Source organism: Nocardioides sp. T2.26MG-1 (genome assembly GCF_950101795.1).
Classification (GTDB): domain Bacteria; phylum Actinomycetota; class Actinomycetes; order Propionibacteriales; family Nocardioidaceae; genus Nocardioides.
The window spans coordinates 212,792-232,243 of record NZ_CATNLZ010000023.1 but is presented as its reverse complement, the minus strand read 5'-3'; the positions used below and the strand labels follow the sequence as shown (position 1 = coordinate 232,243).

18 protein-coding genes and 1 tRNA gene are annotated in these 19,452 nt (G+C 71.7%); 14 read left to right on the top strand and 5 right to left on the bottom strand.

The features are described from left to right. Window positions 1-63 precede the first annotated feature (63 nt). From QQZ14_RS13910 to QQZ14_RS13885, 6 genes are all read left to right on the top strand, one after another. Complete coding sequence (locus QQZ14_RS13910; protein ID WP_284534930.1) at window positions 64-1,953, top strand: bifunctional metallophosphatase/5'-nucleotidase; 1,890 nt, start codon at window positions 64-66, stop codon at window positions 1,951-1,953. A gap of 178 nt (window positions 1,954-2,131) precedes the next feature. Next, window positions 2,132-5,263, top strand: coding sequence for a heterodisulfide reductase-related iron-sulfur binding cluster (locus QQZ14_RS13905; RefSeq protein ID WP_284534929.1), 3,132 nt, complete (start codon window positions 2,132-2,134; stop codon window positions 5,261-5,263). A 130-nt stretch (window positions 5,264-5,393) separates the two neighbouring features. Continuing rightward, window positions 5,394-5,864, top strand: a complete 471-nt coding sequence (locus QQZ14_RS13900) for a SigE family RNA polymerase sigma factor (RefSeq protein WP_284534928.1) — start codon at window positions 5,394-5,396, stop codon at window positions 5,862-5,864. Beyond that, the gene (locus QQZ14_RS13895) at window positions 5,864-7,354 is read left to right on the top strand and encodes a PASTA domain-containing protein (RefSeq protein WP_284534927.1); all 1,491 of its coding nucleotides are present in this window, start codon (window positions 5,864-5,866) and stop codon (window positions 7,352-7,354) included. Before QQZ14_RS13900 ends, QQZ14_RS13895 begins: the two co-directional genes overlap by 1 nt. Window positions 7,355-7,372: 18 nt before the next feature. Further along, window positions 7,373-7,990 (top strand): hypothetical protein, encoded by a 618-nt coding sequence (locus QQZ14_RS13890; protein ID WP_284534926.1) that lies wholly within the window; start codon window positions 7,373-7,375, stop codon window positions 7,988-7,990. Window positions 7,991-7,995: 5 nt separating this feature from the next. Next, on the top strand, window positions 7,996-8,952 hold the full coding sequence (locus tag QQZ14_RS13885; protein ID WP_284534925.1) for a PASTA domain-containing protein: 957 nt from the start codon (window positions 7,996-7,998) through the stop codon (window positions 8,950-8,952). On the opposite strand, the gene QQZ14_RS13880 is transcribed toward QQZ14_RS13885, so the two are convergent. Beyond that, window positions 8,934-9,215 (bottom strand): hypothetical protein, encoded by a 282-nt coding sequence (locus QQZ14_RS13880; protein WP_284534924.1) that lies wholly within the window; start codon window positions 9,213-9,215, stop codon window positions 8,934-8,936. The two genes, QQZ14_RS13885 and QQZ14_RS13880, sit on opposite strands and share 19 nt — an antisense overlap. A 9-nt stretch (window positions 9,216-9,224) precedes the next feature. Continuing rightward, complete coding sequence (locus tag QQZ14_RS13875; RefSeq protein WP_446740493.1) at window positions 9,225-10,973, bottom strand: sodium:solute symporter family protein; 1,749 nt, start codon at window positions 10,971-10,973, stop codon at window positions 9,225-9,227. 156 nt (window positions 10,974-11,129) lie between these two features. On the opposite strand from QQZ14_RS13875, the gene QQZ14_RS13870 reads away from it, so the two are divergent. The 3 genes from QQZ14_RS13870 (at window position 11,130) to QQZ14_RS13860 (ending at window position 12,860) form a co-directional block, all read left to right on the top strand. Next, on the top strand, window positions 11,130-11,669 hold the full coding sequence (locus QQZ14_RS13870; protein ID WP_284534923.1) for a toxin-antitoxin system HicB family antitoxin: 540 nt from the start codon (window positions 11,130-11,132) through the stop codon (window positions 11,667-11,669). Window positions 11,670-11,850: 181 nt separating this feature from the next. Further along, complete coding sequence (locus QQZ14_RS13865) at window positions 11,851-12,675, top strand: DUF4097 family beta strand repeat-containing protein (protein WP_284534922.1); 825 nt, start codon at window positions 11,851-11,853, stop codon at window positions 12,673-12,675. A 29-nt stretch (window positions 12,676-12,704) separates the two neighbouring features. After that, a complete protein-coding gene (locus QQZ14_RS13860; protein ID WP_284534921.1) occupies window positions 12,705-12,860 on the top strand; it encodes a hypothetical protein in 156 nt (51 codons plus the stop codon). An 85-nt stretch (window positions 12,861-12,945) separates the two neighbouring features. Here the strand turns inward: QQZ14_RS13860 and QQZ14_RS13855 are convergent, their stop codons facing one another. Beyond that, entirely contained in the window at window positions 12,946-13,893 is a 948-nt protein-coding gene (locus QQZ14_RS13855; RefSeq protein WP_284534920.1) for a siderophore-interacting protein, read from the bottom strand. A 29-nt stretch (window positions 13,894-13,922) separates the two neighbouring features. Further along, window positions 13,923-14,498: a dCTP deaminase gene (gene dcd, locus QQZ14_RS13850; protein ID WP_284534919.1), complete on the bottom strand. Its 576-nt coding sequence runs from the start codon at window positions 14,496-14,498 to the stop codon at window positions 13,923-13,925. A gap of 64 nt (window positions 14,499-14,562) precedes the next feature. Here dcd and QQZ14_RS13845 point away from each other — a divergent pair, with 64 nt between their 5' ends. From QQZ14_RS13845 to QQZ14_RS13825, 5 genes are all read left to right on the top strand, one after another. Beyond that, a complete protein-coding gene (locus QQZ14_RS13845; RefSeq protein WP_284534918.1) occupies window positions 14,563-15,363 on the top strand; it encodes an SGNH/GDSL hydrolase family protein in 801 nt (266 codons plus the stop codon). A 38-nt stretch (window positions 15,364-15,401) separates the two neighbouring features. Next, window positions 15,402-15,477 (top strand) — tRNA-Gly (locus QQZ14_RS13840). Window positions 15,478-15,656: 179 nt separating this feature from the next. Next, a complete protein-coding gene (locus QQZ14_RS13835) occupies window positions 15,657-16,946 on the top strand; it encodes a C39 family peptidase (RefSeq protein ID WP_284534917.1) in 1,290 nt (429 codons plus the stop codon). Then, window positions 16,946-18,082: a hypothetical protein gene (locus QQZ14_RS13830; protein WP_284534916.1), complete on the top strand. Its 1,137-nt coding sequence runs from the start codon at window positions 16,946-16,948 to the stop codon at window positions 18,080-18,082. The genes QQZ14_RS13835 and QQZ14_RS13830 overlap by 1 nt, the downstream gene beginning before the upstream one ends. A gap of 173 nt (window positions 18,083-18,255) precedes the next feature. Beyond that, window positions 18,256-18,906: a DUF2461 domain-containing protein gene (locus QQZ14_RS13825; RefSeq protein ID WP_284534915.1), complete on the top strand. Its 651-nt coding sequence runs from the start codon at window positions 18,256-18,258 to the stop codon at window positions 18,904-18,906. A 19-nt stretch (window positions 18,907-18,925) separates the two neighbouring features. Here the strand turns inward: QQZ14_RS13825 and QQZ14_RS13820 are convergent, their stop codons facing one another. After that, entirely contained in the window at window positions 18,926-19,378 is a 453-nt protein-coding gene (locus QQZ14_RS13820; protein WP_284534914.1) for a nuclear transport factor 2 family protein, read from the bottom strand. Between the last annotated feature and the right edge of the window lie 74 nt (window positions 19,379-19,452).

The window sequence follows — 19,452 nt, the reverse complement described above, 5'->3', positions numbered from 1 at the left end:
GGCCTTCCCCGGGAAGTCGGGGGTCGGTTACCTTGCAGGCCCCAGCCCGATCCAAGGAGAGCCATGTCCCGGACGGTTCACACTCGTCTCCTGCCTGCTGCAGCAGCACTCACCTCACTGGCGCTCCTGGTGGCCGCCGGCGCCTCGTCCGCCACGGCGACCCGGGAGCACCGCCCGGACGCGAAGGCCACCTACACCCAGCTGACGAAGGCCTCGCCGGCGAAGGGTGGCGCTAAGAAGGACTACGTCAAGGTCGACCTGCTGGCGATCAACGACTTCCACGGCCAGCTCGAGCCGGTCCCCGCGACCAGCTCGAGCGGGCGGATCAACAACACCCCGGCCGGCGGAGCGGCGTACCTCGCCCGACTGCTCAAGCAGGAGCGCGCGCGGTCCCGCGCCGCGGGCGCGGCGCCGCTGACCGTCGCCGCGGGCGACCTCATCGGGGCGACGCCGCTGCTGTCGGGCGCGTTCCACGACGAGCCCACCATCAAGGCCATGAACCTGCTGGGTCTCCAGGTGGCCTCGGTCGGCAACCACGAGTTCGACGAGGGCTGGCGCGAGCTGCGCCGGATGCAGAACGGCGGCTGCCTCGACGACGGCCCGGACGGCGCGAACGGCGCCAACTCCTGCCCTGGTGACCAGGGCTTCGGCGGGGCGGACTTCCGGTACCTCGCCGCCAACGTCAAGTGGGCCGACGGCCAGGCGCACGCCCGCGACACGCTCTTCCCGGCGACCAAGATCATGAAGGTCAAGGGCCAGAAGGTCGCGTTCATCGGGATGACGCTCGAGGGCACGCCCGACATCGTGACAGCGGCCGGCGTGCAGGGCCTGGCGTTCGCCGACGAGGTCAAGACCGCCAACGCCCTGGTGCCGAAGCTGCGCAAGCGCGGCATCAGGTCGATCGTGGTGCTCCTGCACGAGGGGGTCAAGCCCGCGGACACCACGGCCTACAACGACTGCTCCGGCGTCAGCGGCCCCGCCCTCGAGATCGCGCAGAAGCTCAGCCCCGCGATCGACGCCGTCGTGTCCGGGCACACCCACCAGGCGTACAACTGCCTCGTGAAGGACCCGAAGGGCCAGCCGCGGCTCCTGACCAGCGCGATGTCGATCGGCCGGATGCTCACCAAGATCCACCTGCTGATCGACCCGACGACGCACGACGTCGTGCGGCCGGCGGAGTACGCCGACAACCTGATCGCCCAGAACGGCGCCGACGTGACGCCGGTGCCGGCCGTCCAGTCGCTGATCGACACCTACAAGGCCCTGGTCGCGCCGATCGAGAACCAGGTCGTCGGGCACATCGAGCCGGGCACCTCTGTCAGCCGGACCGCCGACGCCGACGGCGGCGACTCGCCGCTCGGCAACCTGATCGCCGACGCCCAGGTCGCCGACGGCTCCACGGTCGAGGCCGGAGCTAGCGGACGGACCGCCGTCGAGCCGGTGATCGCGCTGATGAACCCCGGCGGCATCCGGGCCGACCTGCTGGAGAACGCCGCCGGCGATGTGACCTACGGCGCCACCTTCACCGTCCAGCCGTTCAACAACTACATGGTGTCGATGGACCTGACGGGTGCCCAGATCAAGGCGCTGCTCAACCAGCAGTGGAACGGCACCAACGAGGCCAGCCGCAAGATCCTCCAGGTCTCGGGTCTCAGCTACGCGTGGGACACCTCCGAGGCGGCGGCGGTCGACGCCGACGCGCTGGTGCCGGGCTCGGTGATGGTGGACGCGGACGGTGACCCGGCGACGCCGATGGTGCCGATCGACGACGCCGCGACCTACCGCGTCGTCGCCAACAACTTCCTGTACGGCGGCGGCGACGGGTTCTCGACGTTCACGGAGTCGACCAACGGCTACTTCGGCGGGCTCGACATCGACGCTCTCGTGAAGTACCTGCAGGAGCACGACCCGGTGGCGGCCTCCGCGACCGACCGGATCACCCAGGTCCCCTGACCCTCGGGCCCTCGCACAGCTCCCGGCCTCGGCCGGGAGCTGTGCTGTATCCGGATCAAGTTACCAATGGGTAGGATTCTTCTCACGCTTCCGGGGGACTGACGGGCAACGCGGCTGCCAATAGGCTCGCGGTCGCGCCCCCGGGCGCGCGGACCGACCACCTGACAGGGAGCAACCAGTGACTGCAGTGCTGATCTTGGGCCTCGTGATGAACGCGATAGCCCTGCCGATCGCGGGGAAGCGAGTGCTCTTCCTGTATCGGCTGATCACCCACGGCCAGCCCGCCCCGGACCGCGTCGCGGGGGTGACCCGCCGCCTCGGCGCCGCGGCCAAGCGGCAGGTCGTCGAGGTGTTCGGTCAGCGCAAGATGCTCAAGTGGTCGGTGCCCGGCACCGCGCACTTCTTCGTGATGTGGGCGTTCCTGATCCTGGCCACGGTCTACCTCGAGGCGTACGCCGCACTCATCGCGCGCGACCCGCAATGGCACTGGTTCGTCTTCAACAACTGGGGCGTCCTCGGCTTCCTCCAGGACTTCATCGCCGTGATGTGCACGCTCGGGCTCGTCGTCTTCTGGGCCATCCGGCTGCGCAACCAGCCCAAGCAGATGGGCCGCAAGTCCCGCTTCTTCGGCTCGCACCTCGGCCCGGCGTACTTCACGCTGTTCATGATCTTCAACGTCGTGTGGACGATGTTCCTGTTCCGCGGCGCGGTCGCAGCCCGCGACATGGCGACCGGCGAGGAGGGCTACGGCAAGGCGGCGTTCGTCTCGCACCTGCTCGGCAAGGTGCTCCCCGACAGCACCGCCCTGATCGGCATCGGCCTGCTCCTGCACATCGGCGTGATGCTGGTGTTCTTGATCTTCGTGCTGAACTCCAAGCACCTGCACATCTTCATGGCGCCGATCAACATCCTCTTCGGTCGCGAGCCGGTCGCGCTCGGCGCCGCCAAGCCGCTGATCTCCGACGGCAAGCCGGTCACCCTCGACGACATCGACGACCTCGACGAGGACGCCAAGCTCGGCGTCGGCGCGGTCGAGGACTTCACCTGGAAGGGCCTGCTCGACATGGCGACCTGCACCGAGTGCGGTCGATGCCAGTCGCAGTGCCCGGCGTGGAACACCGAGAAGCCGCTCTCGCCCAAGCTCATGATCATGGCGCTGCGCGACGCGGCGTTCGCGAAGGCGCCGTACCTGCTCGCCGACGAGGGCAAGCGCGAGGGCCTGCTCGAGGGCAACGCCACGCTGACCAAGGAGGTCGAGCGTCCGCTCATCGGGGAGACCGGCGACGAGTGGTTCTACATGCCCGAGGACGGGTCCGGTGTCCTCGACCCCGACGTGCTGTGGTCGTGCGTGACCTGCGGGGCGTGCGTGAACCAGTGCCCGGTCGACATCGAGCACGTCGACCACATCATCGACATGCGCCGCTACCAGGTGCTCGTCGAGTCCAACTTCCCCAGCGAGCTCAACCAGCTGTTCCGCGGCCTCGAGAACAACGGCAACCCCTGGAACATGTCGCCCAACGCGCGCATGGACTGGGCCAAGGGCCTGGACTTCGAGGTCAAGGTCGTCGGAGAGACCATCGAGTCGCTCGACGAGGTCGACTGGCTGTTCTGGGTCGGCTGCGCCGGCGCGTACGAGGACCGGGCCAAGAAGACCACCCGCGCGGTCGCCGAGCTGCTCGACATCGCCGGCGTCAGCTTCGGCGTGCTCGGCAACGGCGAGACCTGCACGGGTGACTCCGCCCGCCGGGCCGGCAACGAGTTCGTGTTCCAGGGCCTCGCCCAGCAGAACGTCGAGACGTTCAAGGAGTACCGGGTCAAGAAGGTCGTCTCGACCTGCGCCCACTGCTTCAACACGCTCAAGAACGAGTACAAGGAGTTCGGCATCGAGCTCGAGGTCGTGCACCACACGCAGTTGCTCAACCGGCTGGTGCGCGAGGGCAAGCTGACCCCGGTGCGCGAGGGTGCCGGCGCCCACAAGCGCACGATCACCTACCACGACCCGTGCTACATCGGTCGCCACAACGGCGTCTACACCCCGCCGCGCGAGCTGCTCCAGGTGCTGCCCGGCGCACAGGTCGTCGAGATGGAGCGCAACTCCGAACGGTCCTTCTGCTGCGGCGCCGGCGGCGCGCGCATGTGGATGGAGGAGACCATCGGGGAGCGGATCAACGACAACCGCACCATCGAGGCGGTCGGCACCGGAGCCGACCAGATCGCGGTCGGCTGCCCGTTCTGCCGGGTGATGCTCTCCGACGGGCTCACCGCCCAGCAGGACAAGGGCGCGGCCCGTGCCGAGGTCGAGGTGCTCGACGTGGCGCAGATGCTGCTCGCCTCGGTCAAGGGCGAGATGGCCACCCGGTACGCGCCCGGCTCCGGCGGTGCCGCCGCCCCGGCTGCTCGGTCGGTGGAGACCAAGGCGGAGCCGGAGGCGGGCGACGTCACCCAGACCACCGACACCGTCACCGAGACGGCGGAGGTCGGTCCGGCGGCCAAGGCCTCCGGTGGCACGTCGCTGTTCGACACCCCGGCGCCCGCCGAGGAGGAGGCCGAGCCGGCCCCGGCCCCGCCCGCCTCGTCCGGTGGCTCACTGTTCGACCTGGGCGGCGACGCGGAGCCCGAGCCGAAGGCCGCCGAGCCCGCACCGCAGGTCGAGCAGCGAGCGCCGGCGAGCGTCCCCGAGGCCCCGGCAGCCGAGAAGCCCGCCCAGCCCGACACCGACCTCGGGTCCGGTGGCTCGCTGTTCGACATCGCCGCCGACGAGCCGAAGGCCGCCGAGCCCGCACCGGAGGCCGAGCAGCGAGCGCCGGCGAACGCCGCCGAGACCCCCGCAGCCGAGAAGCCCGCCCAGCAGCCGCAATCCGAGATCGACCTCGGGTCCGGTGGCTCGCTGTTCGACATCGCCGCTCCCGAGGAGCCGCAGGCCGCCGAGCCGACGGTCGAGGAGCCGAAGGCCGCCGAGCCGACGGCAGCCGAGCCGAAGGCGGCGCCCGCGAAGGCGCCGGAGCCGCAGCCCGAGATCGACCTGAGCTCGGGCGGCTCGCTGTTCGACATCGCGGCCCCCGACCCGCAGGAGCTCAGCGCCTCGGCCACCGCTGCCGCCAACGCCGCGGTCGGCGAGCCCGAGCCCGAGCCCGAGGCAGCCGCAGAGCCGGAGCCGGAGCCCGCAGCGGAGCCCGAGCCCGAGCCGGAGGCTGAGCAGCCCGAGGAGCCCGCGGCCGAGGAGAAGCCGCAGCCGCAGGCCAGCGGCGAGGCGCACCAGCCGAAGACCGACGTGGACATCCACGAGGCCGGCTCGCTTTTCGACCTCTGAGCGCGACCGACGGGTCGTGTGCCCCAGGACGCGCCATCGCGCGTGCTGAGGCACACGACCCGTTCGGCGTTCTCGGGAACCGATCCGTGCCACTCGCCGGTCATACGGTGTGGACCGGACGGGAGGCCGCATGGACTTCAGCGAGTACGTCGCCGCGCGGCGTCCCACGCTGGTGCGGACCGCCGTGCTGCTCGGTTGCCCGCAGCCCGACGCCGAGGACGTCGTGCAGACCGCACTGCTGCGCTGCTTCCGGTCCTGGCGGCGGGTCGTCCGGGCCGATCAGCCGGAGGCGTACGTCTACCGGATCCTGGTCAACACGCTGCGCGACGCCCGGGCCCGCCGGTGGACCGGTGAGCTGCCGACCGAGGAGCTGCCCGACGTACCGACCCCCGATCCTGACCTGGCCGCCGGCCTGGCCGTCCGCCAGGCCCTGGCGGCGATGAGCCTCCTCCACCGCGAGGTGCTGGTGCTGCGCTACTACGCCGACCTCTCCGAGCGCGAGACCGCCGAGGTCCTGGGCGTCGCGCCTGGGACCGTGAAGAGCCGGACCGCGCGCGCCCTGGCGGCGCTGGCCGCCGACGACCATGTGAGGAGCAGCTGATGCTCACCGACGACGATGCCCGCAGGCTCCTGCACCTCGCCGGCGACACCGTGGAGGTCGCTCCGGCCGGCCCGCTGCCCGCCCCGCCGATGCGGCCCTGGTGGCCGGCACTCGCTGCGGCCGCCGCGATCGTGCTGGTCGCCGCCCTGCTGGCCGTGACCCTGCCCGGCGGCGGTCGGACCCCAGAGCCCGCCCCACCTCCACCGGACGACGGTCGCTTCCGGCTCGGCCCCGACCAGGTGCCGTCGGTGTTCGGGCTGACCGCCGAGCAGGCCGTGGACCGGCTCCAGGATCTCGGCCTGCGCGGGACCATCGCGACCGTCGCGAGCTGCCGCGACCTGCCCGGGCGCGCCTTGGGGACCAGGCCTGCGACCGGCACCCTGGTCGATCCGGGCACATCGGTCACCGTCACCACGGCCGCCCCGGACGCCGGGTGTCTCGGGCGCGACCTCGGACCGGACCGCGAGGCTGCGTGGCGGTTCCTCGACTTCGCCAGGGGGCGCGGTGACGCACCACCGCTCGCCGGGGAGGTGGCGGTCTACGTCGGGGACGACCGCACGACGCTGTCGCGCACCGAGGCGTCGAACCCCCAGTCGTGGCCGGGACTGGACATCGTGCGGCGGGCGGTCGGCGAGGTCCAGCGGTGGAGCAGCGACGGGAGCACGGTCTACCAGACCCCGGGGCTCGGCACGCAGATCGGGCCCGGCGGTTGCGGCCCGCGCCCGCAGGAGCTGCGCGGCCGCCGCGGACTCGTCCTGTGGGTGGGGATCCCGACCGACGGCGTCCACCTGTTCGGGACCTGCACCGCAGTCACCCTCTTCCGCAACCCGGCCGGCGCGCTCGACGCGGTGCTCGTCTCGGACGTGCACGCCCCCGGCGACGTACCCGGCCCCCCGGACGTGGTCGGCGACTCCGCGGCCTACGCCCGGGACCGTCTCGAGGCGGCCGGGTACGGCGTCGACGAGGTGGCGCGGCCCGACTGCGGCCAGGTCGGCACGGTCGCGGCCCAGACACCCGCCTGGGGCGACGAGGTCGAGCCCGGCGTGACCGTCACCATCGGGGTGGTCGACCGGCAGACCGGGTGTGACAGCTCCGCGTTCGTCGTACCGACGCCGCTCACCGAGGCCGCCGACGACCTCGTCGCCTTCGCCCGCGGGGACGGCCCGGCGCCCACCGTCGCGAGCCAGGTCGAGCTGTACGTCGCCGACGGGCTGTGGGCGACGCTCACCCCGGAGGAGGCGGCGGACCCGACGGCCTGGGGCGAGGTCCTCGAGAGGCTCACCGGTCCGGTCGCGCAGTCCGAGGGCGCGGGCGTCGGACAGGACTCCTGCCTCGTGCGCGGCGAGCTCCCCGACGGCCTCTCGAGCTCGGCCGCCTGGCGCCTCTCCGTGCCCGAGCCACGTGGCTGCGGCGACGACTGGTCGGTGCTGGTCTGGGTCGACGACGACGGCGCGATCCGCGCCGTCGACCTGCTGACCGGCCGGAGCTGACTCGCGTACGGTGGAGCGATGACGCGGCTCGGGGCAGCAGCCACCCTGGCCCTGTCGGGGATCCTCCTGCTGGCCGGCTGTGGGTCCGATGCCGGACCCACCACCGCCGAGGAGCCGACGCCCACGCCGTCGAGCACGCCCGCGCCGACCACCAGCGCGCCCGCCACGCCGACGACGACGGCGAGTGCCCCGGCGGACCCGGCGCCGGCGGGCCAGGAGGAGGCGGAGGCGTTCCGGGCCTTCGCCCGGGACGGGTCCGACCTGCCCCCGCTGGCCGACCAGGTGGACCTCTACCTCGGCAACGCACTCACAGGGTTCGTCACCCGGGCCCAGGCCCGCCGGCCCCAGGCCTGGGGGACCTGCACCGAGCTCGGCGAGTACGCCGGCCGCGCGTGCCCGCTGTCGCCGCTCGATGTCCTGACCGACCACCGTGCCGTCGCGTACGTCGCCGCGCCCGACGGCCGCTGCCTGAAGACCTACGGGCCGGTGCCCCCCGACCTGCGCAAGCTCAACCACGTCGCGGTCGTGCCGGCGCCGGGATCGGTGGACTCGTGCGTCGACGACTTCGCGGTGCAGCTGTTCAGCAACGACGCCGGCGAGCTCGTGGCCGTCTCCTTGCTCCTGGGTGAACCCTAGGGAGGGTGGACCCGCAGGAGTACGCCGACGCCCGGTGGCACGCGCTACTCCGCACCGCGGTCGACCTCGGCGTCGACGAGGACGACGCGCCCGCGCTGGTCCGCCAGGTCCTGGCCGCACAGCACCGGCGGATCCGCCACGCGGAGGACCCCGACCCGCTCGTGCAGGCGGCCCTCGAGGACGCCGTCCGTGGGCCGCGCGAACCGCGGCGACCACCCTGGCGGGCGATCGGCGCCGCCGTGGCCGCGCTCGCGGCGGTGCTCGCCGTGGTGGCCCTGACCCGTCCCGACGAGCCGCCGGTCGACCACCTGGACGACGACCAGGTGCCCTCGGTCTTCGGGTTCGGTCGGCAGTCGGCCGAGGACCTGCTGCAGGGCCTCGGCCTCGAGGTGACCGTCGAGCCGGTGCGCGCGTGCGAGGTGGCGGACCGGGCGATCGGGACCGACCCCGCCCGAGGTGCGGCGTACGACCGCGGGGACCCGATCACGCTCTACACCTCGATCCCCGCCAACATCACCTGTCTGACCACCTACCAGCAGCGCTCGACGACTTGGCAGCTCGTCGACCTCGCCAACGCGCGCGGCCCGGGCCCGGCGTTCGCCGACCGGGTCTTCGTGTACGCCGGCGACGGTCCGGCCACCGTGCTGAGCGGTGACGAAGCAGCCGACCCCGAGGCGTGGGCCGAGACGGGAGTCCTGGACGCCCTGCGGGAGGCGACCTCACGGGTGCGGCTGACCGACGACCTGCCCCTGACGTACGCCGTGCCGGCGCTCCGGATCGTCCGCGCCACCGAGGGGCCCGGCGACTGCGGGGTCCCCGAGCCGGCGGTCGCCGGCACCGGTGACGCGTTCGCGGCGCTGATCTTCTCGCCGACCCGCGCCGGGTGCCCGCTGCGGGTCGAGGTCTACCGCGACGACGCCCACCGCGTGGCGGCGGTGGCGCTCTACGCCGCCTCGTCGTGAGGCGGGCCCTGGGGTCGATCGTGGTGCTCGGGCACGACGACCGGGCGGAGCCGGGCCCAGGTCACGAACACCAGGCCGACCACGATCATCACCAGGCCGGCCCAGAGGTTGGCGTTGACGTCGCCGGTCTTGTCGGACTCCTGGTCGCCGAACAGGCCCATCAGCGTGAGGATCACGCCGTACACGCCGATCAGGCTGCCGATGATGTTGCGGATGTCGAGGATGCCGGCCGTGTGGCGGCCCTGCGTCGAGGTATCAGACATGACGGGCTCCTAGAAGATGCCGTTCAGGATGACGACCATGACCAGCGCGACCCCGGCGAGCGGGAGCGTGCGTTGGTACCACGGATGAGCTGCCTCGTCCGGGTCGACGAGGTCCTCGCGCGGGGTCTCGGAGTAGACCAGCCCGCGGAGCTCCTCGACCGGCTTGGGAGCGGTGACCAGGGAGACCACGATGCTGAGTCCGACGTCGACCACGAACGCCACGCCGGCGGCAACGAAGGCCGCGCCCTGACCGCTGATCGCCAGCGTGCCGGTGCTCGCGGACCCGAACGAATCCTCGCTGAGGAACGCCACGATCACCGCTGAGGCGGTGCCCGCGACCAGGCCGACCCAGCCGGCGGTGGCGGTCATCCGCTTCCAGAACATGCCGAGGATGAAGGTCGCGAACAGCGGGGCGTTGAAGAACCCGAACAGCGTCTGGAGGTACTGCATGATGTTGCTGAAGTTGCTCGCCAGGCCCGCGGTGAAGATCGCGATAACGGTCGCGGCGACGGTCGCGACCCGTCCGATCCACAAGTAGTAGTCGTCGTCGCGGTCCTTGACGACGTACTGCTGCCAGAGGTCGTAGCTCAGCACCGTGTTGAACGCCGAGATGTTGGCCGCCATGCCAGCCATGAACGCCGCGAGCAGTCCGGTGATGGCCAGTCCGAGGAGGCCGTTCGGCAGGATGTCACGCATCAGGTAGAGCAGGGAGTCGTTGTACTTGACCCCTTCGCCGGAGGCTCCGCCGGCAACCGTCTGCCCGGACTTGATGTCGCCGATCTCGGTGACCAGCACCGCGGCGATCATGCCCGGCAGGATCGTGATGAACGGGACGAACATCTTGGGGAAGGCGCCGATGATCGGCGTCTTGCGGGCCGAGGAGATCGAGTTGGACGCCATCGCCCTCTGGACCTCGACGAAGTTCGTCGTCCAGTAGCCGAACGACAGCACGAAGCCAAGACCGAACACGATGCCGATCACCGACAGGAACGACGAGTCGAAGCCGGTCAGGGGCAGGCCGGGCCACGAGTTCAACTGCTGCTCGGCCGGCGCGATGTCCTGGGGGTGCGCCTCGGCGGCCGCAGTGATCCTGTCGGACAGTCCGCTCCACCAGCCGACGCGGTGCAGGCCGATCAGCGTCAACGGCAGCAGGCCGCCGACGATCACGAAGAACTGCAGGACCTCGTTGTAGATCGCGGCGCTCAGGCCGCCGAGGGTGATGTAGGAGAGCACGATGGCGGCGGCCACGATCAGCGCCACCCAGAGCGGCCACCCGAGCAGCGCGTGCACGATGCTGCCGAGCAGGTACAGGTTGATGCCGGCGATCAGCAGCTGGGCGACCGCGAACGACGTCGCGTTGACCAGGTGGGCGCCGGTGCCGAACCGCCGGCGCATGAACTCCGGCACCGAGCGGACCTTGGAGCCGTAGTAGAACGGCATCATCACGACGCCGAGGAACAGCATCGCCGGGATCGCGCCGATCCAGAAGTAGTGCACGGTCGGCAGGCCGAACTCCGCACCCGACGCCGACATGCCCATGATCTCGACCGCGCCCAGGTTCGCCGAGATGAAGGCCAGCCCGGTGACCCAGGCCGGGAGCGAGCGGCCCGAGAGGAAGAAGTCGACCGAGTCGGAGATCTGCCGGCGGGCGATCACGCCGATGCCGATCACGACCGCGAAGTAGAGCGCGATGATCAGGTAGTCGACCGCATGGGCCGAGATGATCGTGTCGGTGGCCAGGACGGTCGGACTCGCCATGGTGATGACCTTTCGTGCACCGATCGGGGAGGCCCGGATGGGCCACCGGATCACGTGCCCGGCCCGCGAGCCGCACAAACCTCGCGCACCACGGTGACACCGTCGTGACGTCACATGGCCTTGACATGACATCATCGTGATGTCATCGTGGTGCGCATGGACATCACGCCGTACGTCGAAAGCCTCCGCCGCGACCTCGTGGCCGCCGCCGAGGCGGCCGGCCCGGAGGCCCGCGAGGCCACCGAGCGGCTGGCCTTCGCGCTCGACCCCGCCGCCCGCCTCGCCCTGATGGAGGCGGTCTCCCAGGCCGCAGCCGAGATCACCGCCGAGATGCCCAACGGCGGCGTCGACGTGCGCCTCACCGGCCGCGAGCTCGACTTCGTCGTGCACAGCACGCCGGCCGGGCCGTCCGAGGAGGCGACCTCCCCCGCTGCTCCGGTCGAGGAGCCCGAGGACGACGGCAACGTCGCCCGCATCACGCTCCGGATCCCCGAGTCGGTCAAGGCCAAGGCCGAGGAGCTTGCGGCTCGGTCGGGCCATTCGCTCAACACCTGGCTGGTCACCGTGGTCCGCGCGGCAACCACCCGGGACAGCGCCATCAACGTCGACATCGACCTGTCGAGCATCCCGTTCCTCAGCGGCAACGACCCCTTCGGCGGCAAGCGTGGCAACCGCCGGATGACCGGCTGGGTCTAGCGGAGACGCGTCAGCGGCTCCGCTGATGGTGGTCGAGCGAGCCGCGCGGCTGAGGAACGAAGCCGCGACCGGCGTGTCGAGACCCAGTCGCACAGCAGCAACACACTCCCCCATCCCTCTTCCCGGGTCCGGCACCAGGCCGGCCCCGCGGCCGACCACACCCTCATGCAGGAGGAGCACCATGACCGAGCATCACTTCGAGACCCACCAGCCCGTCCGCCTCGTCGCCGAGATCGGCAAGGGCTCGGTGAAGGTTGCGGCCACCGACACGACCGAGACCCACGTCGTCGTCACCGGGCGCGACGCCGACCAGACCGTCGTCCGTCAGGACGGCAGCCAGATCAGCGTCGTCGGGCCCAAGCAGCGCGGCGGCATCTTCGGCGGGGACAGCCGCCTCGACGTGGTCGTCACCCTGCCCACCTCGAGCGACCTCGCGGTCCGCACCGGCAGCGCCAACATCATGGTGACCGGCACGGTCGGCACCGCCCAGCTCAAGAGCGGCTCCGGCGACGTCGAGGTCGACACCGGCGCCGGCCCGCTCGTCGTCGAGACCGGGTCCGGCGACATCCGCATCGAGGCGGCCCGCGCCGACCTCAAGGCCAAGAGCGGCTCCGGCGACGTCCTCGTCGTCGACGCCGCCGCCAGCGTGCTCGTCTCGACCGGGTCCGGCGACGTGCAGCTGTGGGCCACCCGCGGCTCTGCCGTGGTGAAGACCGGGTCCGGTGACCTCAAGGTCGGCGAGTCCGAGGGCGACGTCGCCCTCACCACCGGCTCCGGCGACCTGGTCGTGAGCAAGGCGCTTCGAGGCCGGGTCACGGTCAAGGGCGCCTCGGGAGACGTCGCGGTCGGCGTCCCCGCCGGCGTACCGGTGTGGACCGACATCTCCACGATCACCGGCGAGATCCGCTCCAACCTCAGCGGCGCCGGCGAACCCCGCGACGGCGCCGACCACGTCGAGGTCCGCGCGAAGACGGTCAGCGGCGACATCGTCCTGACCCAGGCCTGACCCCACCCACTCACTCGCAGGAGAACGCCATGGAGAACAGCAACGTGGTCCTCGACGCCGAGGTCGCCCGCCAGCAGCTTGCCGAGCGGATCACCCGTGCGCGGGCGCCCCGCATCCCGTCCACCACCTACCGCAGCCTGCTCGTCCAGCGGATGCGTCGCGTCGCATCGCGCCTCGACAGCTGACCGCTCGCAGCGGTACTCCCTGACGAACGGGCCCCCCAGCCGGCCGAATCGGGGCCCGTTCGTCAGGGAGTACCGCCGCCGAACCCTAGGAGCGCATCGCGACGCCCCGGCGCCAGTAGCCCATGAAGGCGACCTGGCGCCGGTCGACGCCGAGGTCGCTCACCAGGGCCCGCCGCAGGGCGATGACCATCCCCGACTCCCCGGCGATCCACGCGTAGAGGTCGTCGAGATCGTGGCCCACCACGGTCACCGCCGACTCGACCTCCTCGCCGGAGGAGGAGTACGTCGGGGTCTCCCACAGGTCCGGGTCGACCACGTCCGGCTCCTCGACCACCAGCCCCGGCACCCCGAGGTGCTCGAGCACCGCGTCGTGGACGAGCGACCCGAGGGGGGCGCCGTCGCGGGGCAGCCAGACGACCTCCACCCCCTCGGGGTGCACCACGCTCGGCACGTCCGTGGTCGTCGGGACCTCGAGGAACGCCGCCCCACGCGCCCGCCACGGCAGCTGGGCGAGGATCGAGCAGATCGCCGGGACCGCCGTCTCGTCGCCGACCAGCAGCAGCCGGGCCGCCGTACCGGGGTCGAACTCGATCCCTCCGAACGCGTGACCCCGCCGGGGCGCCAGCAGCACCAGCCGGTCGCCGGGCCGGGCCCGCTCGGCCCAGGACGACCCCGGCCCCGCGGAGCCGTCCTCGCCGTGCACCACGAAGTCGACCACGAGACGGGTGTCGGCAGCGGACCCGACGACGTCGCGGATCGTGTAGGTGCGCATGTGGCCGCGCTCCTCCACCGGCCTCTCGAGCCAGACGCGCAGCCATGACTCGTCAGCGCCTGCGAGCGACGGCAGCGGGCCGTCGGCGTACGGGAAGACGAGCTTGATCCGCTGGTCGTAGAGCGGTCCGTCCACGCCGAACTCCGCGAGGCACGCACCGCCCAGCTCGACCCGGACGAACGACGGCGAGAGTCGCTCGACCCGGACGGCCTCGACCTCGTCGAGGATCATCGGGGGCACGGTCGTAACGGTGGTCGTCATGGAAGTTAGGTTAGCCTAAGCTCCATCGCCTAGATCGGGGTGCGGTGGAAGTTCTGGTACGACCGCGACGGCGTCGGGCCGCGCTGGCCCTGGTAGCGCGAGCCGTACTTCGCCGAGCCGTACGGGTGCTCCGAGGGCGAGGACAGCCGGAAGAAGCAGAACTGTCCGATCTTCATCCCGGGGTAGAGCTTGATCGGCAGCGTCGCGACGTTCGCCAGCTCGAGCGTCACGTGCCCGGAGAACCCGGGGTCGACGAACCCCGCGGTGGCATGGGTGAGCAACCCCAGCCGCCCGAGGGAGGACTTGCCCTCGACGCGCGCGGCGATGTCGTCGGGCAGCGTCACGACCTCGTACGTCGACCCCAGCACGAACTCCCCCGGGTGCAGGATGAACGGGTCGTCCCCGTCGGGCTCCACCACGCGGGTCAGGTCGGACTGGTCGGCCGCCGGGTCGATGTGGGGGTACTTGTGGTTCTCGAACACCCGGAAGAAGCGGTCCAGCCGCACGTCGATCGAGGACGGCTGGAGCATGCCCTCGTCGTAGGGCTCGAGGGCGATCCGGCCCGCCTCGATCTCGACGAGGATGTCGCGGTCTGAGAGCAGCACGCGCTCAACCTACCGGCCCGGACCCGCTGCGGCGTCGGGATGCGATGGCGGCGAGAATGGGTGGGTGAGCTTCCACCGGTACGTCGCCCTCGGCGACTCGTTCACCGAAGGCGTCGGCGACCCCGACCCCGACCGCCCCAACGGCCTCCGCGGCTGGGCCGACCGGGTCGCCGAGGTGCTGGCGAGCCGGACCGACGACTTCGGCTACGCCAACCTCGCGATCCGCGGCCGCAAGCTGCGCGGCGTCCTCGACGAGCAGCTCGAGCCCGCGATCGCGCTGCGCCCCGACCTGATCACGATCTACGCCGGTGCCAACGACATCCTGCGGCCGAAGGTCGACATCGACGCCCTCGCCGAGAGGTACGACGACGCGCTCGGCCGGCTCGCGGACACCGGCGCCCGCCTGCTGGTGTTCACCGCCTTCGACCCGGGCGGGTCCGCGATCTTCCGGCCACTGCGCGGCCGCTTCGCGCTCTACAACGAGTTCGTGCGCGACAGCGCCCAGCGGCACGGCGCGAGCGTCGTGGACTACTGGAAGCTGCGGGAGTACCGCGACTGGCGCTACTGGGACCCCGACCGCATGCACATGGGCCCGGCCGGCCACCAGCGGATGGCGATCGAGGTGCTCGACACCCTCGGCATCGACCACGGCCTCGAGCCGCTGCCGCTCCTCGACCTGCCGACCGTCACTCGCTCCGAGCAGCTGCGCGAGCACGCCGCATGGGTGCGCACGTCGGCTGTGCCGTGGGTGCACCGTCGGCTCACCGGACGCTCGTCCGGCCACCTGGTCAGCCCCAAGCACCCGACGCTCGCCCAGGTGGTCGCCCCCGTCGTACCGAGGGTCATCTCCCCCGGCGGGGAGTGAGCGATATAGCATGTGCGCCGACCCGTTCGCCGGGTCGTGCGGATGTAGCTCAGTTGGTAGAGCGCGACCTTCCCAAGGTCGATGTCGCGAGTTCGAGTCTCGTCATCCGCTCCACTCCCCGGAGGAGGCCCGCGACGTCATCCCGTTCGTGGCCCCTCGACCTCACGACGTAGGACGTTCCGCGACCAGACGCCGGCCGTCGCTGTGACCATTGGGCAACTTGACGCTTCAAGTGGCCAGAGGTGACAGTGGGATGACCGGTCCTTCCCCCACCGTCGTCTCGAGGTCGTTCCATGTCCCGCCGTTCCGTGTTGGCCGTCGCCGGCACCCTCGTCGTGCTGCTCGCGCTCACCCCGCTCATCCCCAGGGGCGAGGACGACGGGGCGATCGTGCCGTCCGACGGGGGCAAGGCGGGCGGCCTGCGACCCGCCGCCACGGCCGGCTGGTCGGAGGTGACGCCGCAGATGCAGGCCGAGATCGACCGCGTCGTCGCCGCGGGCCGCACCCTGGGCCGGGTCTCGGGCAGGACCACCCCCGAGCAGCTCGCGTCCTCCGCGGTGCGCTGCGCTGAGCTCGAGGGCCAGCGCTACTGCCTCGGCGCCGGGTGGACCGAGGACTCCGAGGCCGAGGTCCGGGCGCGGATGGCCAGGTCCGCACGCACCGCCGCCGCCCGACCGGCCGGCAGCACCGGCGCCACCGAGTCCACCGGCGACCTGGATCCCGTGGCCGCGCTCGACCAGCGCGTCCGGATGAGCCCCGCGGACCGCGCCGCCGCGGACCGCGCGGAGCTGACCATGGCCGCCCGGTCGGTCGCCAAGGTGTGGCTGCTGCGCCACGAGATCGAGGGCGTCCCGCTGCCCGTCGGGTTCCTGGCCGACCACCCCGAGGCGCGCGCCGCCCTACCCGCCGCCGCGAGGACGTCGGCGAGCACCACCGCCAGCCCCACCACCAAGCCGTCGGCCTCCGCCAGCGCGAGCGCCACGCCCAGCCAGGCGAGCGTGAAGACCATGGGCGACTACCCCGAGCGGGTCACGATCCTCGACCCCACGCAGGTGTCGGAGCAGATCCGCACCTACTGGTGCGGCCCGACCTCGATGCAGATGATCGCCTGGGGCTGGCGCGACCGGCGTCAGACGCAAGGGCACTGGGCCCGGCGGCTGAACACCACCGGCAACGGCACCTCGGTCTACGACATGGTGCGCGTCGTCAACCAGAGCACCGGCTGGGACAACGAGGACCACGCCGGGCCCTACATCGTGCTCGACATCGGCAAGTACAGCTTCCGCCAGTGGATGCTGCTGATGATGCGGCATCTCGCCGACTACAAGGCACCGGTGGTGCTCCACCCGATCCTGCTCAAGCAGTTCTACCCCTACCTCGACGACGACGCCTCGGGGCACTTCCAGGTCGGCCGCGGCTACGCGAAGCGCGGCGACAAGCCCGACGTGCTCAACTACTTCGAGCCCTGGAACCAGCACCGCTTCGACCCCTCCGAGCCCTCGATCGCGCGGGTGCAGTGGCGCAGCGCCTACAAGAGCTACCGCGGCAACCAGGCCCACTACGCCCACAACGTCGGCGTCTGATGCGCCGGCTCCGGTACGCCGCCTCCGCGGCGGTGCTCGCCCTGGGACTGGCGGCCTGCGGCGGCAGCGACGAGCCGGTCACGCCCGAGCCCAGCACGTCACCGACCAGCACCGGGCCGACGACCGCCGACCCCGAGCCCTCCGAGAGTCCCTCGACCGCCGCCTCCGGCGGCACCGCGGACCAGCCGGAGGTGGTCGAGCCGGCCACGGACCTCCTCGACTGGCGCCCGGTCGACGGGCCGGTGGGCGACACCGTCACGCGCAGCGGCGACTGGACGCTCAGGGTCACCGGCAACGGCCGCGGCTACCAGCTGGACGGACCGGGCTCGAGCTCGGGATCGGGCTCGAGCGGCGGGTCGCGCTCCCAGGTGAGCGAGGCGCTGATCGACGGCGACTGGGCCGTGGTCGTGCTCCAGGACCGTCACGAGCAGCGCCCCAGCGTCGCCGAGGTCACCGAGCTGGCGACCGGCAAGACGTTCCGGATCGACGGCGGCTCCGACCTCCCCACGCACACCGGCGGCACCTGGGCGCTCGGTGAGGGCCGGCTGCTCCACGCCACGGTCCACGACGGCGACTACTGCGTCGCCACCGTCGACCTCGCGAGCCGCACCTCGACGCTGGGCTGGTGCGCCCCCGACCGGCAGGGCTTCAACGACGCCCGGATCACCCCGGCCGGCACCGCGCTCCAGACCTTCGACGACTCCCAGCCCGCCTGCCGGACGCTGGTCACCCTCGAGGGTGACCGGGTCACGCCGTTCCCGGGTGTCGCGGACTGCAAGGGCTGGGACGGCCTGCTCACCGACGACGGCGCCGTCTGGTCGGTGATCCCGAAGGAGCGCCAGATCGAGGCCGCGCACTTCTACGCCCGCGCCGGCGAGGGCTACTTCGACCTCGGCCCCGGCACCGCCGGCAGCCTCACCTGGTGCGCCGGCGCGGCGTACTTCGTGCGCGACCCGCAGCGGGAGGGCGACCCGGCGGCGCTGGTGCGCTGGAGCGCGGACACGGGCCTCGCGGTCGTCTACCAGTCCCCCGGGGGACAGGCGTTCCTCGACCAGCCGCGCTGCGGCGGCGACGCACTGACCGTCACCGCGCTGGCCGAGGACGGCGACGAGCAGGTCACCGCGACGCTCGACTGAGGCTCCGGGGAGCGACACGCCGGTCGGAGAAATACCGGACCGGTCGCGTCACATTCCCGCCGTACCCACGTTGGACCCTGTGTCGGAGCGTGGGGATCCGATGCACGGGCGAGGTGGCGGCGCAGCAGCGGGCGGCGCCACCTCGTCGTGTGCGGGCTGGCTACCCTCGGTGCGTGACCGCTCCCGAGACCCCTGCCTTCACCGGCTTCCCGGTCGCCGCGCTCGACTTCTACGACGACCTCGAGGTCGACAACACCAAGTCGTTCTGGGAGAAGCACAAGTCGGTGTACGCCGAGGCAATCAAGGCGCCGATGACTGCGCTGTGCACCGCGCTGGAGCCGGAGTTCGGGCCGGCGAAGATCTTCCGGCCCTACCGCGACGTGCGCTTCGCGAAGGACAAGACGCCGTACAAGACCCACCAGGGCGCGTTCGTGCGGGTGGGCGAGGCCACCGGCTGGTACGTCGAGCTGTCACCTCGCGGCGTGCGCACCGGCGCGGGCTTCTACGAGGCGAGCGGGCCGCGGCTGGCGGCGTTCCGCTCCTCGGTGGCGCACGACCGCTTCGGCCCCGAACTGGAGCGGATCCTCGGCGCGCTGGAGAAGGGCGGGTTCGAGATCGGCGGCGACCGGCTCAAGACCACGCCGCGCGGGTACGACGCCGACCATCCGCGCATCGAGCTGCTCCGGCACAAGTCGCTCGTGGCCGGGCACTCGCTCGGCTTCGAGCCGGTGATCCACACCGCGGACGTGCTCGACCTGATCCGCGACGACTGGCGCACGCTGCGGCCGCTGGTCGAGTGGATCGCCGAGCACTGCGCGACCTGACGGCAGCGGTGAGCCCCGGTCAGGCCTGCGTGAAGCTCGCCATCGTGCGGTCCGGCTCCCAGTAGGCCCTCATCGAGACGACCCGGCCGTCGTCGTCCACCACGTAGACCATGATCAGGTCGGTCGTGGTGTGGCTGCCGTCGGGGAACGACGTCCGGATCCGCCCGATGTTCGCGCAGGTGTTGCTGCCCGGGTTGGCGAAGGAGTCGTTGATCTCGAACTCGAAGCGCGCGATCGGCGCGATGGCCTGGTACCAGAACGCCGTGATGCCCTCGTGGCCGCGGTGGCCGCGACCCTCGGGGTCGAACATCGACGGCCCGACCGGGTCCTCGAGCACCGCGTCCTCGGCGTACACGGTCAGCCACTCGGCGAGGTCGCCCTTGGCGACGGCCGAGTAGGAGCGCTGGGACGCGGCGCGGGCGGGGTGCGGGTCGTTCGGCGCGTTCCAGGTGATGGCGTCGGAGGTGATCACGCGGGCATCCTAGGCTGGAAACTGCAACACGTTCTAGAGTGGCGGCGGCGCTGAGCGGTCACCGCGCGTTCACC

Coding starts and splice junctions, on each gene's coding strand:
- QQZ14_RS13910 (WP_284534930.1), top strand. CDS start 64: ATGTCCCGGACGGTTCACACTCGTCTCCTGCCTGCTGCAGCAGCACTC.
- QQZ14_RS13900 (WP_284534928.1), top strand. CDS start 5,394: ATGGACTTCAGCGAGTACGTCGCCGCGCGGCGTCCCACGCTGGTGCGG.
- QQZ14_RS13895 (WP_284534927.1), top strand. CDS start 5,864: ATGCTCACCGACGACGATGCCCGCAGGCTCCTGCACCTCGCCGGCGAC.
- QQZ14_RS13890 (WP_284534926.1), top strand. CDS start 7,373: ATGACGCGGCTCGGGGCAGCAGCCACCCTGGCCCTGTCGGGGATCCTC.
- QQZ14_RS13880 (WP_284534924.1), bottom strand. CDS start 9,215: ATGTCTGATACCTCGACGCAGGGCCGCCACACGGCCGGCATCCTCGAC.
- QQZ14_RS13875 (WP_446740493.1), bottom strand. CDS start 10,973: ATGGCGAGTCCGACCGTCCTGGCCACCGACACGATCATCTCGGCCCAT.
- QQZ14_RS13870 (WP_284534923.1), top strand. CDS start 11,130: ATGGACATCACGCCGTACGTCGAAAGCCTCCGCCGCGACCTCGTGGCC.
- QQZ14_RS13865 (WP_284534922.1), top strand. CDS start 11,851: ATGACCGAGCATCACTTCGAGACCCACCAGCCCGTCCGCCTCGTCGCC.
- QQZ14_RS13860 (WP_284534921.1), top strand. CDS start 12,705: ATGGAGAACAGCAACGTGGTCCTCGACGCCGAGGTCGCCCGCCAGCAG.
- QQZ14_RS13855 (WP_284534920.1), bottom strand. CDS start 13,893: ATGACGACCACCGTTACGACCGTGCCCCCGATGATCCTCGACGAGGTC.
- QQZ14_RS13835 (WP_284534917.1), top strand. CDS start 15,657: ATGTCCCGCCGTTCCGTGTTGGCCGTCGCCGGCACCCTCGTCGTGCTG.
- QQZ14_RS13830 (WP_284534916.1), top strand. CDS start 16,946: ATGCGCCGGCTCCGGTACGCCGCCTCCGCGGCGGTGCTCGCCCTGGGA.